A 22,211-nucleotide genomic window follows, 5' to 3' on the forward strand; every position below is an offset into this window, starting at 1 on the left:
ACATTATGCGTTTAAGCAGTTTAAAACTTTCAGGCTTCAAATCTTTTGCCGATAGCACAACTTTACAGTTCAAAGCCAACCGATCTGCCGTGGTTGGACCAAATGGCTGTGGAAAATCCAATGTCATTGATGCCATTCGTTGGGTTATGGGTGAATCCAATGCGCGCCAACTGCGTGGCGGCAGCATGCAGGATGTCATTTTCACGGGGACGGCTAAGCGTAAACCTGTAGGGATGGCCAGTGTAGAACTGCGTTTTGAGAATACCTATGGCAAGTTAGGCGGGGCCTATAATGCCTACAATGAGCTGGCGGTGCGTCGTCAAGTCACCCGAGAGGGTAAGTCTGAATATTTCTTAAATGGCACCAAATGTCGTCGTCGTGATATTACCGATATTTTCTTGGGCACAGGTTTAGGTCCGCGTTCTTATGCCATTATTGAACAAGGCATGATTAACCGTCTGGTGGATGCCAAGCCTGAAGAAATGCGGGTGTTTATTGAAGAAGCGGCAGGGGTGTCCCGTTATCAGGCACGTCGTCGTGAAACCTTGTTGCATTTGGATCATACCGCGCAAAATTTATCTCGCTTAGAAGATATTGCACAAGAATTAAAGTCACAGCTTAAAACCTTAAAGCGTCAGTCTGAAACGGCCATTCAATACAAAGAATTAGAAAAAACCATTCGGACCATTAAAGTGGAGGTACTGTCTTTCCAGTGTGAACAAAGTAGTCGTTTGCAGCAGGAATATACGGTACAGATGAATGAACTAGGTGATCAGTTTAAATTGGTACGTTCTGAATTAACCACTTTGGAGCATGACTTAGGCTCAACCAGTGAATTATTTCAGCGTCTGATTCAGCAATCGACGCCATTACAAAGTGAATGGCAACAAGCCGAGAAGAAACTGGCTGAACTCAAGATGACCTTGGAACAAAAGCAGTCACTCTTTCAGCAAAACACCTCGACACTGGCACAACTGGAACAGCAAAAAGCACAAAGCAAAGAGCGTTTACAGTTGATTGAATTGCAGCTTGAAACCTTGTTGCAACAGCAAGAACAGCAAACTGAACAGTTGCAGCAACAAGAACAGATGAGCCAGCAACAGACGCAAAGTTATCAAGATTTAAAAGCGCAACAACAGCAAGTCCAGCAGCAGTTTGAACAGGTCAAAGCGCAGGTCGAAAAGCAGCAACAGCAAAAAATGCAAATGCTGGCGCAGTCTGAGCAACTCAGCAAAAATATGGTGCGGATTGAACAGCAGAAGCAGACTTTACAGCTGCAAGCCGCTCAGATTCAAAACCAAGCCCAAAGTGAAGATATTCAGCAGTTGGAGCAAGACAAGCACTTGCTGCAAACTCAGATGGAACAGTCCGAGCAAGCGATTCAGCAACAGCGTCAGCAGTTGGAACAATTGCAAGAGCAATCGGCTCAGCAAAAGACACAGGTCTTGCAATTAAAATCTGAAATACAGGTTTTACAATCTGAACATAAAAATCTGACTCAACTGTTGGTCAAGCAAAGCCCTGCATCGCACAATGCCAATGTGCAATTGATGCAGACTTTAAAATTGACTGAGCAAGGTAAACCTCACGCACAATTGATTGAAAAGTTCCTTGCCAAATGGCTTTCCGCAGAGGTGTTGGATGAGGATGCTGAATTCCAAGACAGTATCGCACGTCAGCTTAAAATGAGTGCAGGCAGCAGTAAGCTGGCATTGGCACAATTACCGTGTCTGGCAGACTGGATTGCCTCTGCACAGCATTCACTGTGGAACCAGGTTGCGATAGCGACGACGCTGAACGAAGCATTGTCTTATCAAGCTCAGCTCAAACATGGGCAGTCGATTTTAAGTTTGGATGGTTATCATGTCGCGGCAGACTGGGTGATTGGCTTGCTCTATGATGAGAGCAGCCAAGCGGGTCAAGGTGCGCTGAGTCATCGTATACGTCTAGAAAGTATTGAGATTGAACTGAGTAATCTACAGGCGAAATTTGAGCAGGCTGAACAGCAATTACCGAGTGCGCAACAACAGATTGAGCAGCATCAGACAGATTTGAAACAACAGCAAGCACTGCTCAAACAGCAGCAACAAAGCTTACAGCAGTTGGATGTCAGTATTGCCAAGTTGCAAAGTAGTGCACATGCTTTTGCGATTCAGCAGCAGCAATTACGCGACCAATTACAACAGTTGGATGAGCAGATTGAAGAAGATGCCATGCAAAAAGATGATCTGGAAATTGATCTGCATGCACTGACTTTGAAGCTAGAACAGGTGTTACCTCACTTTAAAACCACGCAATTTCAACTGGAAGAATTGACTGAGCAATTAGAGTTTGCTCAGCAGCAAAGCATACAGTCACAGCAAGAACTGGAACTGTTACGCCGTCAAAGCACACAAATACAGCAACAGACTGCCTTGCTGGAAAAGGATGGGTCCTTCCTAAAAGCCCAGAACCAGCAAATTAATCAGCAGATTGAACAGGCGAAAAAATTTGTCGATCCTGTACAGCTAGAACTGCCAACTTTGGAATCTCAATTTGCTGAGCAATTTCAGCAAACTGAAAAATTGCAGAAAACGTGGAATGCGTGGCAGCTGGAACTGAACAGTGTGCAAGAAAAGCAGCAACGAGTCACCGAACAGCGTCATCATCAGCAACAGCAAGATGAGCGGTTACGCACGCAACTGGAAGAAAAACGTTTGGCATGGCAGGCAGCCAAATCGGATTTTCAACACTATTCCGAGCAGCTGAAAGCCATGGACAGTGACTTAATTACAGGTCTTGCAATTGACTTACCTGCGCATCAGGCAAAGTTGGAAAAAGCCCAGCAACAGTTCGCCAAATTAGGGGCAGTCAACTTGGCTGCTTCAGAAGAATATGAAGAAGTTTCCAAACGTTTTGAAGAACTCAGTCATCAGATTGAAGACCTCGAAAAGACCGTGGCGCAATTGCAAGCCGCAATGAAGAGCATTGATCAGGAAACACGTAAGCTGTTTATGACGACATTTGATCAGGTCAATGCTGAATTGCAGGAATTGTTCCCGAAAGTCTTTGAAGGTGGTGAAGCCAGCTTAAGTTTGGAAGATGACTGGCAGTCTGGGGTCAAACTCATGGCCCGCCCGCCAGGGAAGCGCAACAGTTCACTGGCATTATTGTCTGGTGGTGAGAAAGCACTGACAGCTTTGGCACTGGTTTTTGCAATTTTCCGTTTAAATCCAGCGCCGTTCTGCGTACTAGATGAAGTGGATGCGCCTTTAGATGATGCCAATGTAGGTCGCTTCTGTAATTTGGTAAAAGAGCTTTCTGAACAGGTGCAATTCATTTACATTACACATAATAAGTTAGCAATGACGATGGCCACCGATTTATTGGGGGTTACAATGCCAGAACCAGGTACATCAAAACTCGTTAGTGTAGATTTGGAACAGGCAAAAGAATACGGTTTAGTCGCGGAGTCATAATATGGAAGTCACAACAATAGTCGGTATTGTTATTGCCGTTATCATAATTTTTGTAGGGTTACGCATGCTGTTGAAAAAACCAGCAGATGCAACCCCGTCACTTGAAAGTGAATTGCAGCTAAACTCGGACAGTCAGCTTCCGATTATCCCACGTCACGTTCGTGACCAGTTGCAAACCCCAACGGCAGAAGAAACGACTGCACGTGTTGAGCCGACTTTAAATGAAGCAGAAGCGATTGCGGATACAGCAGATAAAAATGAGTCTAAGGTTGCCACTGAAAAAGAACAAGCTGCAGAAACTGCAGTAAATAAGGATGAGAAAACTTCGACAGAAGCAGTACAAACGGAAGCTGGGGTTGAGGTAACTGCAACAGCCAAAGTAGTAGAAACTGACACTGCTGCAAAAGTAGAAGAAGGTTTACATTTACACTCGCATGTCGAAAAAGCTGAAATTATTGAATTTAACGAAGAAAGCAGCATTTTAGATGAGCACTTACACGAGCAACAACGTGTAGATGAAGAAAGTGTTTTACAAACGGCAGAAGAATTCATTGTTTTCAATATTTATCCTGAACGTCGTATTTTGACCGGGGATAAGACAATGAAAGTATTGCTTAAATACGGTCTACGTTATGGTGAAATGGCATGCTTCCATCGTTATGATGAGGAACATGAACACCTTTCTTTCTCGGTTTTACAGATTACCGAAGAAGGACCAGCAGGCTTTGACTTGGAAACGCTAGCCAATGAACAAATTAAAGGCTTGGCTTTCTTCTTGGCATTACCGCATAACGATGTACAAAATGCCTTTGATACCATGGTCAGTATTTCCAACCTGATTGCCCGTGAAATTGATGGCACGATTTACGACCAGAACCAGCAGGAAATGACGGCGCAATCGCGTGAATTCTGGCGCCATCAGGCAATTGACTATCGTTCAGGTCAACAGGCAACGGTATAATATCAAATTGAAAATGAGAGTCTGACTTTTATAATAGGCAGACAAGATTGTTGAAGGGCGGAGCACACCGCCCTTTTTTATGGTGAAACTATGACTCAGCAAAACACTGTTGTCGCACAAATGCGTCAACTGATTCAGATTCTGGCACAGCATAATCATGCCTATTATGTAATGGATCAGCCCACCATTGCCGACAGTGAATATGATCAGCTATTTCACCAGCTCAAGGCACTCGAACAACAATATCCTGAGTGGACTCAACCTGATACTCCGACCAATAAAGTTGGCGGCAAGCCTTTAGCAAAATTTGAATCGGTTACTCATGTAGTACCGATGTTGTCTTTGGGCAATGTGTTTAATCAGGAAGAACTGTTTGCTTTTGCACGACGCATTGAAGAGCGTTTACCAAACCAAAAGATTGAATATGATGTCGAATTGAAGTTTGACGGCTTAGCCATTTCATTGTGGTATGAACATGGGGTGCTGGTTCGTGGCGTGACTCGTGGCGATGGTGAAACGGGTGAAGATATTACCCAAAATGTGAAAACCATTCGTAATTTACCCAAAGTACTCAGCCATGTTTCAGGCATTGTACCTGAGCTGTTAGAAGTACGTGGCGAAGTGTTGATGCCTAAATTGGGTTTCGAGAAACTCAATGCAGAAAATGAAGCCAAAGGGGAAAAGACCTTTGCCAATCCTCGTAATGCCGCTGCGGGTAGTTTAAGACAGCTTGATCCTGCAATTGCAGTGTCACGTCCTTTGGCGTTTTATGCGTATGGCATTGCGCAGTGTCAACCGAGTCATGGCTTGCCGACTATGTCTGCAAGTCTGGAATGGTTAACAGAATTTGGCTTTGCAGTGGGTGAGCGTCATTTCATTTGCGATAGCATTCAAGCCGTGCAGCAAGCTTATGAAAAAATTAATCAGGAACGCCCTGACCTAAGCGTTGAAATTGACGGGATGGTGGTTAAGGTCAACGATTTAAAACAGCAACAGCAATTGGGCTTTTTAAGTCGTGAACCACGCTGGGCAACCGCCTACAAATTCCCAGCGGTTGCGGCGTTGACCACGGTAGAAAATATTGACTGGCAGGTTGGGCGTACAGGAACTTTAACCCCTGTGGCGCGGTTAAATCCAGTGGCCGTTGGTGGGGTCACGGTTTCTAATGTGACCTTGCATAATATTGGTGAAATTCACCGTTTAGATGTGCGTATCGGCGATACGGTCAGCGTGTATCGTAGTGGTGATGTGATTCCAAAAGTTGAGAAAGTTTGGCCTGAATTCCGTCCGAATGATACTCAGGATGTACATTTACCAGAACAGTGTCCTGTATGCGCCTCTCCTGTGGTGATGCCTGAAGGTGAAGCTTTAGCGCGTTGTTCGGGTGGTTTGTATTGTGCAGCACAGCGTATTGAAGCGATTCGTCACTTTGTTTCACGTAAAGCCATGGACATTGAAGGTCTGGGAGAACGTTGGGTTGAATCGCTGTTGTATCTGGATTTACTCCAAGATGTGGCTGATATTTACCATCTGCATGAACATCGTGAAAAATTACTCACCATTGAAAAAATGGGCGAGAAGTCGGTTCAGAATCTGTTTGATGCAATTGAAAACAGCAAAAAAACCACGCTGGCTGCTTTTATTTATGCGCTGGGGATTCGCGGTGTCGGTGAAACCACGGCACGCATGTTAGCCAATACTTTTCAGACTTTTGAAGCGCTGCAGCAAGCAGATATTGAAGCACTCAAGAAAACTCCTGATGTGGGCAATATCACCGCTGAATGGATTTATGACTTTTTCCAAGCACCGCATAATTTGGAAGTATTAGAGCGTTTATTTGCTGCTGGCATTCATTGGGATGCGCCTGTGGCGCCAACACGTCAACCTTTAAATGGTGAAAGTTGGGTGGTGACAGGAACACTGAGTAGCATGGGGCGTGATGAAGCAACACAACTCCTGCAAGCACTGGGCGCACGTGTCAGTGGTAGTGTATCGAGTAAAACCAAGTGTGTCGTTGCGGGTGAAAAAGCAGGTTCCAAGCTGGATAAAGCGGAGAAGCTAGGTATTGCTGTGATCAACGAAGCTGAGTTTATTCAACTGATGCAAGATTATGGTCAGTTAGAAGCTTAAAATTTTGTTTGGTATGAAATAAAAAAAGACACCGATCAGGTGTCTTTTTTTATGATGATCATTAAGGAATATATTGTTTGATCACACCGTCGTTGAGCAATTGTTGAAAGTGCTCAACCAAGCTTTCTTTGACATCACGATACTGTAAACCTAATTCTTTTTGGCTCTTGCTCGCATCAAAATAAATAGGGTAACCCATATTCAGTTCAACAAACTCACGGCTAAAACCAATCAGCGGACCAATCACTTTAAAGGCAGTTTTTGGTAGCTCATTACGTGGAAAAGGAAACTTCCAACCAAAATGTGCTTTAAGTAATTGACCAATTTCAAGCAAACTCAAAGTATCGCCACTGACGATGTAACGACCTGTTGCTTTGGGATTAAATGCAGCCTGTAGGTGTGCTTCGGCGACATCTTGAACATCGACCACACCATTCCACATGGGTGGAACACCCGCGAGAGTTAAGCCATTGGTAAATTGTTGTAAGACCTCAATTGAACCTGACTGCGTATTTGGCGTTAATGAACGACCAAAGACCAATGCTGGGTTAATGCAAACCAATTGCCAACGGTCTTGTGCATCCGCCATTTCCCAAGCTTTACGCTCAGCCATCACTTTAGAATATGGATAAGGTTGATGGGTCTCAGAGCTGCTGGTATTCCAGTGACTTTCATCAAAAGTATTATGGTCAGTTTTTAAAATATCCACAGCATCGCCATAGGTCGATGCGATGCTCGAAGTGACAATGACGCGTTTGACTGACTCAGTTTCATTCACAGTATTTAAAACATTTTCTGTACCTAAAACAGCAGGTTCAATGATGTCTTTAACGGCATTCTTATAGTTGGTGACAACGAAAGGCGACGCCATATGAAACACAATTTCACAGCCCTGCATGGCTTCTTTAAAAGAATTTGGTTCGAGCAAATTCGCTTTAAATAGTTTTAGTGTTCCTGTGCTGCTTTCTGCAATTTTAGATAAATGCGCGAAGCTTTGAGTTTTGTTCAGGTCACGGACAGTGGCATGTACGGTATAGCCTTGGGTTAATAATTTTTGAATTACCCAACTGGCAATATAACCTGAGGCACCTGTGACCAGTACAGGTGCGTGTGTTGCTAAGTTTGTCATAGATCAACCGTTGTTGTTTTAGGTATTGGCATAGTGTAAGCGTGAATGTGATGAAAGTCTTTGCTTATGAGACACAGGTATCTTACTTATGCGTCATTTCAACGTAGATGTTGATGCACGTTATAAAAGCAAATTGGTCGAGGTAAATACGATTTTCTTAGCCCATATAGACAACGTCATCAATAAGAAATATTGGGAGATGTGTTTAACTGTGACTATGCAACAGTGGAGGGATAATAGCTCTAAATTGAGAGTAACTTTTTATTTTTAATAATAAAAAATGATGATGTGTTAATTTTAACTTCGTGATGTTTTAAAAACGTGGCGAAATAAGAACTATTTTAAATAGTTACAAATTTTAAAATAAGCAAAATTTGAATGAAATAACCTTTGCCATGAGATGCAAAATACTGCAAAGGCTTATTTTATATGTGGAAAATGAGCGAATTTAAACTGCAAATGCGTATGTTTCTCATTTTAATTTTATAAAAATCATAAACTTACAAAATTAAACTTTTGCAATCCTAGCTAAATGTCGCCATAATATTTCAAAAAGGTATGGGGTATAACGAGATGCGTGGCAATCCAGAAGTAGTAGACTATTTAAATATGTTGATCGGTGGGGAACTTGCAGCTCGCGATCAGTATCTCATTCATTCACGTATGTATGAAGATTGGGGTTTAAGTAAAATCTTCGAGCGTATTGATCATGAAATGCAAGAAGAAGCTTCGCATGCAGATGCCCTGATTCGTCGTGTACTGTTCCTTGAAGGTACGCCAAACATGAACCGTGATGATATTCATGTAGGTCAAGATGTGGTGACTTGTTTGAAAGCGGACTTGGCACTGGAATACCATGTACGTGAAAAGTTGGCGCAAGGTGTGAAGCTGGCAGAAGAAAAGGGTGACTATGTGACGCGCGATATGTTGCGCCAGCAAATGTCTGATACCGAAGAAGACCATACCTACTGGTTAGAAAAGCAAATGCGCTTAATTGAATTGATTGGCTTACAAAATTATATTCAGTCGCAAATGTAAGCACTGTATGCAATGAAAAAAGGTTTTCAGATGTAAGTTTGAAAACCTTTTTTAATGAGCAATGGTTTTTATTTTTTAGAAAACTTTTGAATATCAGCCAAGACCTGATTGGCATGGGTCTGGGTGTTCACGCTGCTGTAGTGATAGACAATCGTGCCTTGCGGATCGATTAAGAAGGTTTCACGTTTGGCAATTTGTGCAATGCCAAAATTCCTTACAATTCCAAACTGACCTGCAAGTTGCTGTTTCTGGTCTGCCAAGATCGGAAAAGGTAACCCCAATTTTGTGGAAAATTTTTGATGTGATTTCACATCATCCAGACTGACACCCAGCACCACGGCATTCGATTTTAAGAACTTTGGATACAAGGCTTTAAATTGATTGGCTTCTTGGGTACAACCAGGAGAGTCATCCTTTGGATAAAAATACAAAACCACCCACTGACCACGATATTGTTTGGCTTCATGCCATTTGCCATTTTGATCTTGTAACTTAAAGCTAGGTGCAGGTTGCCCCACCCATTGTTTCTGGCTAGACGCCGATGAGGAAAGAACCGAAGTTTCGGCATGACTGAGACTATAAGTGCCGAAGGTACAGGTTATGCCAAGCAAACTGACACGGAGCAAGGTATTCAAAGTCATTTTCTTCTGATTTTTCGATACGATGGAAACATTATCTTAGCAGACTATCGTAATGGTCTGTGAGTGAAAATTCGATGCTGCGATGAGTGCGATACAGCAGATCCAGCTCTAATCGAGCTGGTTTTTCGCATAGAAATCACGTGTTCCAAAGCATGACTTCCCAGTTGCAGAATGATAGGAAATGCAGCTCAGTAAAAAAATAAAAGTGGTTATACTGCTGTGCAAAGTTTCATTCTTAGAGCAAAACGTTGAACGCAAGTATTTTACTGATTACGGGTTGGGGTGGCGGTACACAACTGCTAGAGCCTTTACAGCAGCAACTGCAACAACAAGGACATGCTGTTGAGTTGATTAATATTTTTAATGCTTTTGATGCCGATATTTTGCAACAACATGTGGAACTGGCGCGTCGCTTTGATGTGATTATGGGCTGGTCGTTGGGTGGACAACTTGCCACGCTTTTGGTGCAGCAACTCGAACAACAATTTTCAGAACAGAAAATCTTGATTAACTTGGCATCAAATCCTTGCTTTGTAGCGCAAGCGAGTTGGTCAACTGCCATGCCAGAGCAAACCTTTATTCAGTTTAAGCAGTCCTTTCAACAGGATGCTGTGGCAACTTTAAAACGTTTTGGATTTTTGGTGTGCCAAGGTACAGATTCTGCCAAGAAAGATTTTATTCAAATGCAAAAACTGATTAAACCACAATCAGTTTCACTATTAGAACAAGGTTTAGTGTTGTTAGAGCAGTTGAATTTGACTGAAACTTTAGCGCATTATACGGGACAGCAAATGCATGTATTTGCGCAGCAGGATGCACTGGTTCCTTGCGAAATTATTCCAAATACCCAGCAGTTACTTGCAGGAAAAGCAAAAATTGTCGCGATTGAACAGGTTTCGCATGGCTTCCCATGTTTTGAAGTTGAACAAACTGTGCAAATAATTCAAGATTTTTTAAAGCAACCCGTTCAGGCTGTCTAGGAATGACCATTCTCGCAATGTTTTTTGAAAACTTGCAGGTTTAAGATAGCCCTCATTGAAAAAAACAGGACACCACAGGAGTTATGGATGACCGATTTATTTGACCTTGAACATATCTGGCATCCGTACACCTCTATGACCAATCCACTGCCAACCTTCAAGGTTAAAAAAGCCTATGGGGCAGTGATTGAACTGGATGATGGACGTCAACTGATTGATGGTATGTCTTCATGGTGGTGTGCGATTCATGGGTATAACCACCCTGATTTGAATCAAGCGGTGACCGACCAACTGCAAAATATTTCGCATATTATGTTTGGGGGTTTTACCCATGATCCAGCGATTGAACTGGGTAAATTGTTATTAGAGATTACCCCGCCTAGTTTAGATAAAATTTTCTATGCCGATTCAGGTTCGGTTGCGGTTGAAGTTGCGCTGAAAATGGCAGTGCAATATTGGACATCACAAGGCAATACCGAAAAAACCAATTTTGTTACGCCACGTTCTGGTTATCACGGGGATACATGGAATGCCATGTCGGTGTGTGATCCTGTGACGGGCATGCATCAGATTTTTGGCAGTAGTTTGCCGAATCGTATTTTTGTTCCTGCACCACAGGTCGGTTTCGACCAGACTTGGGATCCTGCGGATATTACAGAGCTGGCGCAGACCTTGGAACAGCATCACCACAGTATTGCAGGTTTGATTATTGAGCCGATTGTGCAAGGTGCAGGAGGCATGCGCTTCTATCATCCTGAGTATTTGCGTCAAGCCAAATTACTCTGTGAAAAATATAAAATCCTGCTGATTTTTGATGAAATCGCGACCGGTTTTGGACGTACAGGCAAACTCTTTGCTTGGGAACATGCCCAAGTTGAACCCGATATTATGTGTATCGGTAAAGGTTTAACAGGTGGCTATATGACTCTGTCTGCGACTTTAACTTCGAAGCATGTGGCGGAAACCATTTCTAAAGGTGAAGCAGGCGTGTTTATGCATGGTCCAACCTTTATGGCAAATCCACTGGCTTGTGCAGTGGCGTTACGCAGTACGCAGTTATTGGTCTCTCAAGACTGGCAAAGTACCATCCAACGTATTCGTAACCAGCTACAGCAACATCTCGCACCATTGGCACAACTCAATTATGTGCAGGATGTGCGTATATTGGGTGCGATAGGTGTGGTTGAGCTGAACTTTAATGTTGATATGAAAACGCTACAGCAAGAATTTGTAAAACGCGGTATCTGGATTCGTCCATTTGGTAAGTTGGTTTATGTGATGCCACCATATGTGATTTCAGAAGTTCAGCTCGACACCTTGTTGACTGAATTGGTGGATGTGGTTCGTCATATGCAAGAGGAAGCCGCATGAATTTGTTAGATCACTATGCTGTACAGTTGGATGAATTGAAACAGCAGGGCAATTTGCGTCAATTCACTTCAAACACTCAGCAGGGCAAATGGATTGAAATTCAGAACCGCCGTATGTTGAATTTGGCTTCCAATGACTATTTAGGCTTGGCATCGGATCTGAGCTTACGTGAACAGTTCTTTGATGAAACACCGAATGCGCATCGCGTCATGAGTTCATCTTCTTCGCGGTTGCTGACAGGGAATTTCCCTGAATATGAACAGTTGGAAGCCAGTTTAAGTCAGGCTTTTGCAGGTCGTGCTGCGCTGTTATTTAACAGTGGCTATCACATGAATATTGGGATTTTACCTGCGGTCAGCGATGCCAAAACCCTGATTTTGGCGGATAAGCTGGTGCATGCCAGTATGATTGACGGCATTCGTCTTTCTTCTGCCAAGTATGTGCGTTATCGCCATAATGACTTACAGCATCTGTCGCAGTTGCTACAAAAATATCATTCAGATGATGCTTTTGATCGGATTATTGTGGTGACTGAATCCATTTTTAGTATGGATGGTGATGAAACAGACTTGGCTGAGCTAGTTCGGATTAAATCGCAATTTGCCAAAGTCATGCTGTATGTCGATGAAGCACATGCCATTGGCGTACGTGGGGAACAGGGCTTAGGTTGTGCCGAGCAATATCAAGTGATCGAGCAGATCGACTTCTTGGTCGGGACGTTTGGCAAGGCGATGGCATCTGTCGGTGGTTATTTAATTTGCCATCCGATTATCCGTGAATTTTTGATTAATCGTATGCGTTCCCTGATTTTCAGTACCGCACAGCCTCCAATCTGTATGGCATGGACCAATTTTATCCTCAAAAAACAGCTTACGATGCACGCCAATCGTCAGCATTTACAACAATTAAGCGCTTATTTACAACAAGCCGTACAAGCAAAAGGGTATGCTTGTCCGTCGACCAGCCATATTGTGCCTGTCATTATTGGTGAGTCGAAAAAAACGGTCGATACTGCGGCACAGTTACAGCAGGCAGGTTTCTATATTATGCCTGTGCGTCCACCTACGGTGCCTGTGCAAAGTTCGCGTTTACGTATCTGTTTAAATACCCAATTTCAGCAAGATGAACTAGATCAGTTTATCGCTTTGTTATGAGTTTTAGCGTTGAATCCATCTCAAATAGATAAGTCTCGCGTGGCGCTGCGTTTTGCACAAGCGGGACAAAGCTATACCGAACATGCCATCGCACAAAAGCAAATTTGTCAGTATCTGATGCAATTGATGCTGGAGCATCTGCCGATACAGCATCAAGCGCGAGTTTTTGAAATTGGCTGTGGTTCTGGCAATTTAAGTCATCTGTTATTGCAAAATTTGCAAATTGATCAGCTGATTCTAAATGACATTTATGCCGATGTGCAGCGTCATTTTGCGCAGCTGCAACAGATTGATTGGCGAATTGGCGACATCGAACAGCTTGAACTTCCCGCACAATTGAACTTGGTCACATCAAGTTCCGCCTTGCAGTGGATGACCGATTTACGGGCCGTTTTTAATAAAATAGCATGCGCTTTGGTGCAAGATGGCTTTTTCTGTTTTTCTATTTTTGGGCAGCAGAACTTAAAAGAAATTAAAGCCTTAACGGGGCAGGGACTTGAATATCATACCTTGCCAGAACTTGAGCATGTGTTAAGGCAATCAGGTTTTGACGTGTTACATCTGAGTGAACAGATCAAGACCTTGCATTTTTCACATCCCAAGCAAGTATTACAACATTTAAAAGCCACGGGTGTGACAGCAACCAGTACTTCACATCGTTGGACCAAGCATTCGCTACAACAGTTTTATCATGATTATCAGCAATTTTCGGAGACGGATCAGCAAGGGCAAACACAATACCTACTCAGCTATCACCCGATTTATTGTATTGCACGGAGAACAACATGACAGCAGACATCTATTTTATCAGTGGGATTGATACAGGTATTGGTAAGACCTATACCACAGGATATTTGGCGAAGTTATGGAATGAGCAAGGTCAGCAGGTGATCACGCAAAAATTGATTCAAACGGGTAATGTCGATGTCTCTGAAGATATTCAGCAACATCGTGAAATTATGGGGACAGGTTGGTTGCCAGAAGATGAAAGCAAACTGACCATGCCTGAAATTTTTAGCTATCCTGCATCACCGCATTTAGCTACCAAGCTTGATGGTCGTGAGATTGATTTTGCCAAGATTGAAGCTGCAACACAGCGGTTGGCAGAAAAATTTGAAGTGGTGTTACTGGAAGGCGCGGGTGGTTTAATGGTGCCGCTCACCACAGAATTACTCACGATTGACTATCTGGAACAGAAAAAGTTTCCAGTGATTTTGGTGAGCTCTGGGCGTTTGGGCAGTATTAACCATACTTTACTCAGCTTGGAAGCACTAAAAGCGCGAGGTTTATCTTTATATGCTTTGGCGTATAATTTAAATGATGAATCACAAGATCCATTAATTTCCAAAGATACGTCTGAATATCTCAAAGCATATTTGGCCAAGCATTTCCCAGAGGCGTTATGGATTGATATTCCAGTGCTGTAATCCGCAGCAGAAGGGAAAAAAATCCGCATTTCACATAACACGAAATGCGGATTTTTTTTCGATAAGATTAAAGTGAAGTGTTACTTTCAATCCCGATTTTTGTGATATTCAGACGCTGTGCCATCGCCATAACCATCGCGACTTGTTTGTACTCGGTCATGCGGTCAGGCTGCAGTTTAATCTGATCTGGTTCTGCCTTTTTCGCCACCGTCAGTAATAAACTTTCCAAGGCTTGCTTATTTTCTACAGGCTGATCATTCCAGAAAATTTTACCTTGTGCATCTAATTTGAGATTGATGATCTCAGGTGGGTGTTCATTGCTTTGTGGTGGTGGAGCACCATTCGGCAAATTAATGTTGATGGCATTATTGGGAATAGGGATGGTGATAATAAACATAATGATCAACACCAACATCACATCAATTAACGGTGTCATGTTGACATCGAGCAGTACATCATCGTCATCATTTGAGCCAACATTCATACCCATAACTTGCTCCTTCTGACCCGATTATGGTGACGCTGGGGGAGTGGTAACAAATGCAATTTTGCCAATCCCAGCTTGTTTGGTTGCATTGATGACCTGATCAATCGCTTCAAAGTGGGTGAACTGATCACCCCGAATGTGTACTTCAGGTTGAGGGCGTTTTTGTGCCTCTACTTGTAATCGTGTTAATAAAGTGGCTTTGTCTCCGATATATTTTTCATTCCAGAACACATCACCATTTTTATTCACAGCAAGCTGAATATTTTCAGGTTTATTGGCATAAGGCGTATTTTTTTCCTCAGGTAATTTTACCGGCACTGTATGAATGGCTACAGGCACCGTTATTAGGAAAATAATCAGTAAAACCAACATAATATCAACCAGCGGGGTTGTATTAATGGTGCCGATTACATCATCTTCACTATCATCTGAACTGACCATCATGCCCATGCTTGATGTCCTCTTTTATTTGTTGACGACTTTTTTATGATTTGGATTACTGCTGATTTCACCACTGAGTAAAACAGTATGTAAATCAGAACCAAAAGTACGGACATTTTCCATCACCGCTTTATTACGGCGAGTTAACCAGTTATAGCCAAGAACTGCTGGAACTGCGACTGCAAGACCAATCGCCGTCATAATCAGCGCTTCACCCACGGGACCTGCAACTTTGTCAATCGACGCTTGCCCCGACATGCCAATGGCGGTGAGTGCATGGTAAATTCCCCAAACCGTACCAAACAGACCTACAAATGGTGCGGTTGAACCGACTGTTGCTAGAAATGCCAAGCCACCACTCAAATGACTTTGAATTTTGTCGATGGCACGTTGAATGGAAATGGTCACCCAAGTATTGAAGTCAATGCGTTCTAATAAGGTACCTTCATGATTTTTGGTGGAATGAATGCCTTTTTCGGCAATAAAGCGGAATACACTGTCTTTTTCTAAGCTATCTGTTGCATTTTCGAGGGTGCTGGCATCCCAGAATTCAGCATCGGCTTTGCGACCTTGTCCTTTAATTTTGGACTGTTGCAGCAGTTTGGTAATCATGATGTACCACGTGCCAATTGACATCATCACCAAAATAAACAGGGTCGTTTTTGCCACCATGTCACCTTCTTTCCACATCGCTTCTAAACCATAAGGATTATATGCAGGCGTAGCATCTGCTTTGGCAGGTGGTTGCGGTGCAGTGGCGGTGTTGGTCGAAGTCACCGCTGTGGTGGTTGCAGGGGCAGCATCTTCTGCAAATGCAGGGTGAATTGGGAGTAGGGTGCTTGCTGCAATTAAGCTCGCGGCTGCGATTTTTTTTACAGGATTCATCATATTATTCATTTATATGCTCCAATTTTTGTTTAATTCATTAGTTCAAGACAAATTCATAGGGAATGTCATACCAGGACTCTTGTGCTTCGCCATCTTTCATTGCGGGTTTAAAGGTGCAGAGGCTAAAGGCTTTGGATGCCGCACGGTCTAAATTTTTACTACCACTGGATTTTTTGATTTTGGTGTCGATCACACTACCGTTGGTGCCGACCAAAACCGAAATCGTGACTGCACCTTGTTCTTCATTCATGAGCGCATCACGCGGATAATCTGGCGATTTGCAGCCTGCTTCACCACGCGAAACGCCACGAGTTACACCCGCAGGTTTAGGTGCAGGGGCTGGTGTTGCTGCTGCCGCAACAGGTGCGGGTGCTGCTACAGGGCTTGGAGAAGGTGCCGCGGTAGGTGTTGGTGTGGCAGCTTTAACAGGCTGGGTCGGTGTGACAGGGGCTGTCTTTTGTACGCGCTCAACTTTTTCTACAGGTTTTTCCGGTTCTGGGGTTTTCTGCACCTCTTTGACCAACTTCGGTGGTTCAGGTGGAATCTCTTTGGGTTTTGGCTTTTCGGGTTCAGGTGGTTGATCTTGAATAATCATCAATTCAACAGTTTGTTCTTCTGGCTTATGTATGGTTTTGGATAAACCTTCCATAAGGGCATAGAAAATAAGAAGATGCAGAAAAATGACTGCCCCAATACCAATCAGGCGTTTGGCTGAATTATTCTCTAATGCGGTGAAACTCGTGCCCATTGTTACTCCTGAAATTTGAGACAAACAATAAATCGTTCACGCATCACTGCTCACGGAAGATGGGCGGTTTGACGGTATTTGTTGTTTGGCTAAACGAAGGATGAAATGTTTTGCCCATACTGTCTTGCTGGAGGTGTTCAAGACAGTATGAACAGAACGCCCATTAGAACTTGTAAGTACCTCGCATGAAGTAAGCGCGTCCCGTTGGGTCGCTATAGCGTGGGTCATAACCGTATTGGAAGTTATCCAGTACGTTCGATGCTGCTGGTTCTGCATCAAACATGTTTTTAATGCCCGCAGTTAGCTCCAGATTTTTAAAGCCTTTGTAGGTTCCTGAAAGGTTGTAGAGGGTGTAGTCACTGACTTTGTGATGGTCATAGGCATCATCACCTGTCGCATTTTGGTCGTTATAACCGCGGAAGAATTCTTGTTCAAAGATCAGCTTCCAGTTTTCATAACTCCAGTTAATGTTGGCAACGTGCTTCCAGCGCAATACAGCAGGGTCATCATAAGTACCAACTACACTTTCCCATTCACCGCCTTTTTCTTCTTGGCGGTCATATTTCATGACATAAGTGCCATCAATGCCGAAACCAAAACGACCCGTTGCCGTCATAGGTGTTTGATAGTTTAGAGAAACGTCCAAACCTTCGGTTTTAATGCCCCCCATATTCACCAGTGTGGTGTTGATGTATTCGATACGTCCTTCTGAGTCACGTACAAAGCGGTCAGCATATTTCACAGGGTCTGAGAAAATTGTAGTTTCACCAATCAGACCGATCAGGTTTTCAATTTCAATATTGTAGTAGTCGAGGGTGAAGACTAGATTTTTAACAGGCTCAAACACGAAACCTGCGTTAAATGAAGTAGATTCTTCAGGCTCTAGGTCAGATGAACCACCCTGCATACGCATGAATTGGGTATTACATTCAGTCTGGTATTGTGGAGAGCTGGCAGTACCGCCTGGGCAGAGTACAGGGTCATCATATTTTGCACCCGTGTAGGTCTGACTTTGAGGTGCATTCATTTCCCATAAACTTGGGGCACGGAAACCTGTGCTGTATGAAGTACGCAGCATTAGTTGTTTTAAAGGTTCCCAACGGAATGCAACTTTCGGATTAAAGGTATCGCCAAAGTCGCTATAGTCATCATATCGGGCAGCCAGTTGTGCTTCTAAAGTTTGAGTAATTGGAATCTGTAACTCGGTAAATACCGCAGTGATGTCTCGATTACCTGTGTTGACAGGCTCATTAGGGTCAATACCACTACTTGGGACTTGACTCACAATTTCTTGATTCACTTTAGATTCCCAGTCTTGAGTGGTAAAGCTACCGCCAATTGCGAAACCAACATCACCCGCAGGTAAGGTGAAAATTGGACGACTGAATGTAAAATCAATTGTGGTTGAATCTAGCGTGGCAATATTCGAGTCACCTGACACGGCAAAGGAATTCCATAAACTCGAGTCTGCACTGGCACCAAAGGGGTTAATGGAGCCATCATCTAAGGCTGCTTGTAATTGGCTGCGGTTCAAGTAACCACTGACAAAACTATCTGTGGCTTCACTTTTGGCATAGGTCACCCCAGCATTGACATCCCAGCCATAGGCTTCGCCTTCAATACCAGCAAAGGCACGGTGCGATTCATTCACCGATTGGGATACGCGGTTGCCAGCTTGGGAGCGTAAATACAGCTGCAGTGGATCGCCACTTAAACCGCTGACCGCAGGGGTAATACCATTGCCAGGGTAGTAAGGACTGGTGGATGGAAGGGTGACTGAGCGACTGTAAACGTCGGGTGCAATGGAAGTGGTGACTTCACTGCGAGAATAAATATATTCACCAATCGCGTTAAAGGTATCGCTCAGTTTGAGCGTACCTCGACCCATAGCAGAAATGGTTTCTGTTTCAGGCACAATGCCGATCAAGGCTTGGGTGTTTAAGTAACACAGACCGCCATCTGCCACCACATTGGCTGAGTTATTACAGTTGGCATTGCCATATGGATTGCCCAAGGTTCCTGTGGTTGGGTCATAGAAATTGGCAGGGAAACCATTGGCAGAACTGGCATCAATACCAAGTTCGGGTAATACACCGCCGCGCTTACTGACCTTGCGATCTTTTGCCATAATGTCATTGGAGCGACGATAGTCCACCACACCAAACACGTTAAAGCCTTGTTCATCTAAATCGCCATAACCCCCAAAGATTTGGATGTCTTGTTTGTCTCCACCTGATTGTTCAGGTTGAACCAGACCGCCACTTATACTTAAACCTTCATAACTTTTTTTGGTAATGAAGTTGATCACCCCTGCAATCGCATCGGCCCCATAGACCGCTGAAGCGCCGTCACGTAAAATTTCAATTCGATCAATCATCGCCATCGGGATGATATTTAGGTTGGTGGTCGAAGTACTGAATGGACTATAGGCGAGGCGACGACCATTCAAAAGCACAAGGGTTTTATCTGTGCCGAGGGCACGCAAGTTGGCAGATGAGCCTTCGGTATTACTTGCCCCGACATTTTGAGCAGTTGAATAGCCCGCTTGGTTGGCACTGACCTTGGTCAAGGCTTCTTCTACGGTTGTAATCCCCTGATTGGTTAAGTCTTCGCCTTTAATAATTGTAATTGGGGAGGCACTTTGTGCGGCAACCCCTTTAATTGAAGATCCTGTTACTGTGACTTTGGCAACTTTTACGGGTTGTTCTTGTATTTCTGTACTTTCGGTTTCTTCGGCATGAGCTAAAGACAAGCACATCATACTTAAACTAAGCGTACTTAATTTAAGAATTGCTTTGCTAATTGACGGCTTGACCGCCACCTTAGCATTTTTGTTCTTTATCATAGTAAAAGTAATCCTTTTTTTGTATTTAGCAAGATTGCTGGGTTGATTTAAGCAATTCAGATGCCAATTTGTTTTTTAATGCTTTATATAAATATATGTGATTGAAATATATAAATATTATAATTTTAAAGTGTGATTTTATTCACAAGTTGTATTAGCTATATAAGTAGGAATGCTGAAATGATGAGGGAGAGTGAAAATGCGTCAATTTGGAACTTAAAGTCAGGCTTGTTTTTGTGTATTTTTAATTTATGTTTAAAAAGTAAACTATTTGCTCTATTTTTTATGAAATTATAAATTATTTTTATAAAACATATTAATAATAAAAACTTTAAAAAACAAATATTTGGTTGTATTTGTTGTTATAAAAAAATAAGGAATGTGCAATTATGTATCATGTATGAGTTTTTTTTGTGCATTGTGTAAGGGTATTTTATATGCTGTTGAGTTGTCGTTTTTGGTCAATTGGATGAAGAAAATAATTAGATAAAAATACGATAAATATCTAATAAAAAATAACTTTAAAGTATGCGAATTTTTTAAACACGAGCAAGTTTTTCGGGATGGCACGGAATTCGCTTTAGGATCAAATCATTGTTGATTCATCACTTAAGCAGAGGACTAATGCGAGAGAATTTGCTTAAATGGAAAATGGATAACAACAAACACAACAGTTTAAAAACAATGAATAAACCAGCACTTATGCGGGTATCACAGGAACGGTAAAAATTGGAAGCCAAAAATTTAAGAATTGCCATTTTAACCCTGCTGATTTCATCGGGCTGTATACTGCAAGCCAATGCTGCGGCACAGTCCAACAAGATTTTACACGTGGCGATGGAAGCACCTGATGATGGTTTTGATATGGTCAAAACCTACAATTTTTACAGTGGAAAAATAGCCGAAGTCATTTTTGAGCCTTTGCTGAAATATGATTATCTGGCTCGCCCCGTGCAATTGGTTCCCAATACAGTACAAGCTTTGCCGCGGATTGAGCAGAATGGCAAGGTATATACCTTTAAAATTAAACCTGGGATTTATTTTTCGCCTGATCCAGCATTCAAAGGGCAGCGTCGCGAGCTGAAAGCCCAAGATTATATTTACAGTATTCAGCGTATTTTAGATCCGAAAAACCGTTCCACCACCTACTCGTTTATTGATGGGAAAATTGTGGGTGGCAATGAAGCCAATGCACTGGCTAAGAAAATGGGGAGGTTTAATTACGATGCCCCAATTGCAGGTTTAAAAGCACTGGATCCTTATACCTTACAAATTACCCTGACCCGTCCTGATTATAATTTTCAATATATTCTGGCTTATGTGACTTTTGGCGCGACCGCGCGGGAAGTGGTTGAGTATTATGGTGATCGGATTGCACAGCATCCAGTCGGCACAGGACCTTATCAACTGAGTAAGTATGTGCCTCGTAGCAAAATTGAATTGACAGCCAATCCGAATTACCGTGGTTTTGTCTGGAATTTTAAATCGACAGGTACGGCTTGGGACAACCAACTGGTGCAGCAGATGTCGGGCAAACAGATGCCGCAAATTGGTAAAGTCGAGGTCAGTATTATTGAGGAAGAGCAATCGCGCTGGTTGGCATTTAAAACAGGGCAGCTCGACTTTGATAAATTGACCTCGAATGCTGTGCCACAGGCACTGGATGGTCAGAAGCTAAAACCTGAATTGGTGAAGCAAGGCATTCAGCATTATCCTAACAAAGATCCTGAAATTACCTACACCATGTTCAACATGAAAGATCCGATTGTGGGCGGATTCAGTCTCGACAAAATTGCTTTACGCCGTGCCATTAGCTTGTCGTTTAATCAAGATGAAGCGATTAAACAACTCTATAAGGGACAGGCGGTGAAGTCGGAAATGCTGATTCCAGATGGCGTTCAAGGTTTTAATCCCAATTACCGTAGTAGTCTGGCTTATAACCCCGTTCTAGCTAATAAGCTGTTGGATCGCTTTGGCTATAAAAAGGGTGCAGATGGTTATCGTACTTTACCGACGGGCAAACCGCTGACCTTAAAGTTTATGACCGAAAACAGTTCCAGTTCGGTGGTGCAGTCGGAATTATGGAAAAAGAATCTGGATGCCATCGGGATTCGGGTTGATTTTCAGGTCAGTAATTTTGCCGATAACTTAAAGGCCGCCACCCAATGCAAATATATGGTCTGGGGTGGTGCTTGGATTGCAGACTACCCAGAAGGGGAAAATTTTGCCCAGTTGTTGTATGGACCGAATGCAGCGCAGGGCAATTTAAGCTGCTATCAATCCAAAACGTATGATGCGCTATATCAACAAATGTTGAGTTTAGCGCCTCAGCAACGTCTGCCTTATTACGAAAAATTAAGCCGTCAAATAGAAGCCGATAATCCATGGATTATTCATAGCAGTCGTATTCGTAACTGGTTGCTGCATCCACAAGTTCAGGGCTTTAAAGCCCATCCGATGATGAATACCAACTGGCAATATCTTGATATACAGCCTGTAAAAAATAAATGAGT

17 protein-coding genes are annotated in these 22,211 nt (G+C 43.0%); 10 read left to right on the plus strand and 7 right to left on the minus strand.

Annotated features, from left to right (window positions below):
- The first annotated feature begins 5 nt into the window (after positions 1-5).
- The 3 genes from smc to ligA all read left to right on the plus strand — a co-directional run bounded on the left by smc (position 6) and on the right by ligA (position 6,549).
- Positions 6-3,458, plus strand: a complete 3,453-nt coding sequence (gene smc, locus MKI85_RS09105; RefSeq protein WP_241627043.1) for a chromosome segregation protein SMC — start codon at positions 6-8, stop codon at positions 3,456-3,458.
- Between the two features lies 1 nt (position 3,459).
- The gene (locus MKI85_RS09110; RefSeq protein ID WP_241627045.1) at positions 3,460-4,419 is read left to right on the plus strand and encodes a cell division protein ZipA C-terminal FtsZ-binding domain-containing protein; all 960 of its coding nucleotides are present in this window, start codon (positions 3,460-3,462) and stop codon (positions 4,417-4,419) included.
- Positions 4,420-4,509: 90 nt separating this feature from the next.
- Positions 4,510-6,549: an NAD-dependent DNA ligase LigA gene (gene ligA / locus MKI85_RS09115; protein ID WP_241627046.1), complete on the plus strand. Its 2,040-nt coding sequence runs from the start codon at positions 4,510-4,512 to the stop codon at positions 6,547-6,549.
- A 61-nt stretch (positions 6,550-6,610) separates the two neighbouring features.
- On the opposite strand, the gene MKI85_RS09120 is transcribed toward ligA, so the two are convergent.
- Positions 6,611-7,678 carry an SDR family oxidoreductase gene (locus tag MKI85_RS09120; RefSeq protein WP_241627048.1) on the minus strand — a complete coding sequence of 356 codons (1,068 nt, stop codon included), beginning with the start codon at positions 7,676-7,678 and terminating at the stop codon, positions 6,611-6,613.
- Positions 7,679-8,251: 573 nt separating this feature from the next.
- On the opposite strand from MKI85_RS09120, the gene ftn reads away from it, so the two are divergent.
- Positions 8,252-8,716 carry a heteropolymeric bacterioferritin subunit Ftn gene (gene ftn / locus MKI85_RS09125; protein WP_151505293.1) on the plus strand — a complete coding sequence of 155 codons (465 nt, stop codon included), beginning with the start codon at positions 8,252-8,254 and terminating at the stop codon, positions 8,714-8,716.
- A gap of 68 nt (positions 8,717-8,784) precedes the next feature.
- On the opposite strand, the gene MKI85_RS09130 is transcribed toward ftn, so the two are convergent.
- The gene (locus MKI85_RS09130) at positions 8,785-9,357 is read right to left on the minus strand and encodes a peroxiredoxin (RefSeq protein WP_241627050.1); all 573 of its coding nucleotides are present in this window, start codon (positions 9,355-9,357) and stop codon (positions 8,785-8,787) included.
- 248 nt (positions 9,358-9,605) lie between these two features.
- Here MKI85_RS09130 and MKI85_RS09135 point away from each other — a divergent pair, with 248 nt between their 5' ends.
- From MKI85_RS09135 to bioD, 5 genes are all read left to right on the plus strand, one after another.
- Positions 9,606-10,337 (plus strand): alpha/beta hydrolase family protein, encoded by a 732-nt coding sequence (locus MKI85_RS09135; protein ID WP_241627052.1) that lies wholly within the window; start codon positions 9,606-9,608, stop codon positions 10,335-10,337.
- 87 nt (positions 10,338-10,424) lie between these two features.
- Complete coding sequence (bioA, locus tag MKI85_RS09140) at positions 10,425-11,708, plus strand: adenosylmethionine--8-amino-7-oxononanoate transaminase (RefSeq protein ID WP_241627055.1); 1,284 nt, start codon at positions 10,425-10,427, stop codon at positions 11,706-11,708.
- The gene (locus tag MKI85_RS09145; protein WP_241627057.1) at positions 11,705-12,862 is read left to right on the plus strand and encodes an 8-amino-7-oxononanoate synthase; all 1,158 of its coding nucleotides are present in this window, start codon (positions 11,705-11,707) and stop codon (positions 12,860-12,862) included. The genes bioA and MKI85_RS09145 overlap by 4 nt, the downstream gene beginning before the upstream one ends.
- A 9-nt stretch (positions 12,863-12,871) precedes the next feature.
- On the plus strand, positions 12,872-13,651 hold the full coding sequence (gene bioC, locus MKI85_RS09150) for a malonyl-ACP O-methyltransferase BioC (RefSeq protein WP_241627059.1): 780 nt from the start codon (positions 12,872-12,874) through the stop codon (positions 13,649-13,651).
- Entirely contained in the window at positions 13,648-14,289 is a 642-nt protein-coding gene (bioD, locus tag MKI85_RS09155) for a dethiobiotin synthase (protein ID WP_241627061.1), read from the plus strand. Before bioC ends, bioD begins: the two co-directional genes overlap by 4 nt.
- A gap of 67 nt (positions 14,290-14,356) precedes the next feature.
- Here the strand turns inward: bioD and MKI85_RS09160 are convergent, their stop codons facing one another.
- From MKI85_RS09160 to MKI85_RS09180, 5 genes are all read right to left on the minus strand, one after another.
- Entirely contained in the window at positions 14,357-14,779 is a 423-nt protein-coding gene (locus MKI85_RS09160; RefSeq protein WP_241627063.1) for an ExbD/TolR family protein, read from the minus strand.
- A gap of 21 nt (positions 14,780-14,800) precedes the next feature.
- Positions 14,801-15,226 (minus strand): ExbD/TolR family protein, encoded by a 426-nt coding sequence (locus tag MKI85_RS09165; RefSeq protein ID WP_241627065.1) that lies wholly within the window; start codon positions 15,224-15,226, stop codon positions 14,801-14,803.
- Positions 15,227-15,241: 15 nt separating this feature from the next.
- A complete protein-coding gene (locus tag MKI85_RS09170) occupies positions 15,242-16,114 on the minus strand; it encodes a MotA/TolQ/ExbB proton channel family protein (protein ID WP_241627067.1) in 873 nt (290 codons plus the stop codon).
- A 28-nt stretch (positions 16,115-16,142) separates the two neighbouring features.
- The gene (locus MKI85_RS09175) at positions 16,143-16,853 is read right to left on the minus strand and encodes an energy transducer TonB (RefSeq protein WP_241627068.1); all 711 of its coding nucleotides are present in this window, start codon (positions 16,851-16,853) and stop codon (positions 16,143-16,145) included.
- 163 nt (positions 16,854-17,016) lie between these two features.
- Complete coding sequence (locus tag MKI85_RS09180; protein ID WP_241627070.1) at positions 17,017-19,698, minus strand: TonB-dependent receptor; 2,682 nt, start codon at positions 19,696-19,698, stop codon at positions 17,017-17,019.
- Between the two features lie 729 nt (positions 19,699-20,427).
- On the opposite strand from MKI85_RS09180, the gene MKI85_RS09185 reads away from it, so the two are divergent.
- Positions 20,428-22,209 (plus strand): ABC transporter substrate-binding protein, encoded by a 1,782-nt coding sequence (locus MKI85_RS09185; RefSeq protein WP_241627072.1) that lies wholly within the window; start codon positions 20,428-20,430, stop codon positions 22,207-22,209.
- Positions 22,210-22,211: the final 2 nt, after the last annotated feature.

The sequence above is a fragment of the Acinetobacter zhairuonensis genome, assembly GCF_022601715.1.
In the GTDB taxonomy this organism is placed as follows: domain Bacteria; phylum Pseudomonadota; class Gammaproteobacteria; order Pseudomonadales; family Moraxellaceae; genus Acinetobacter.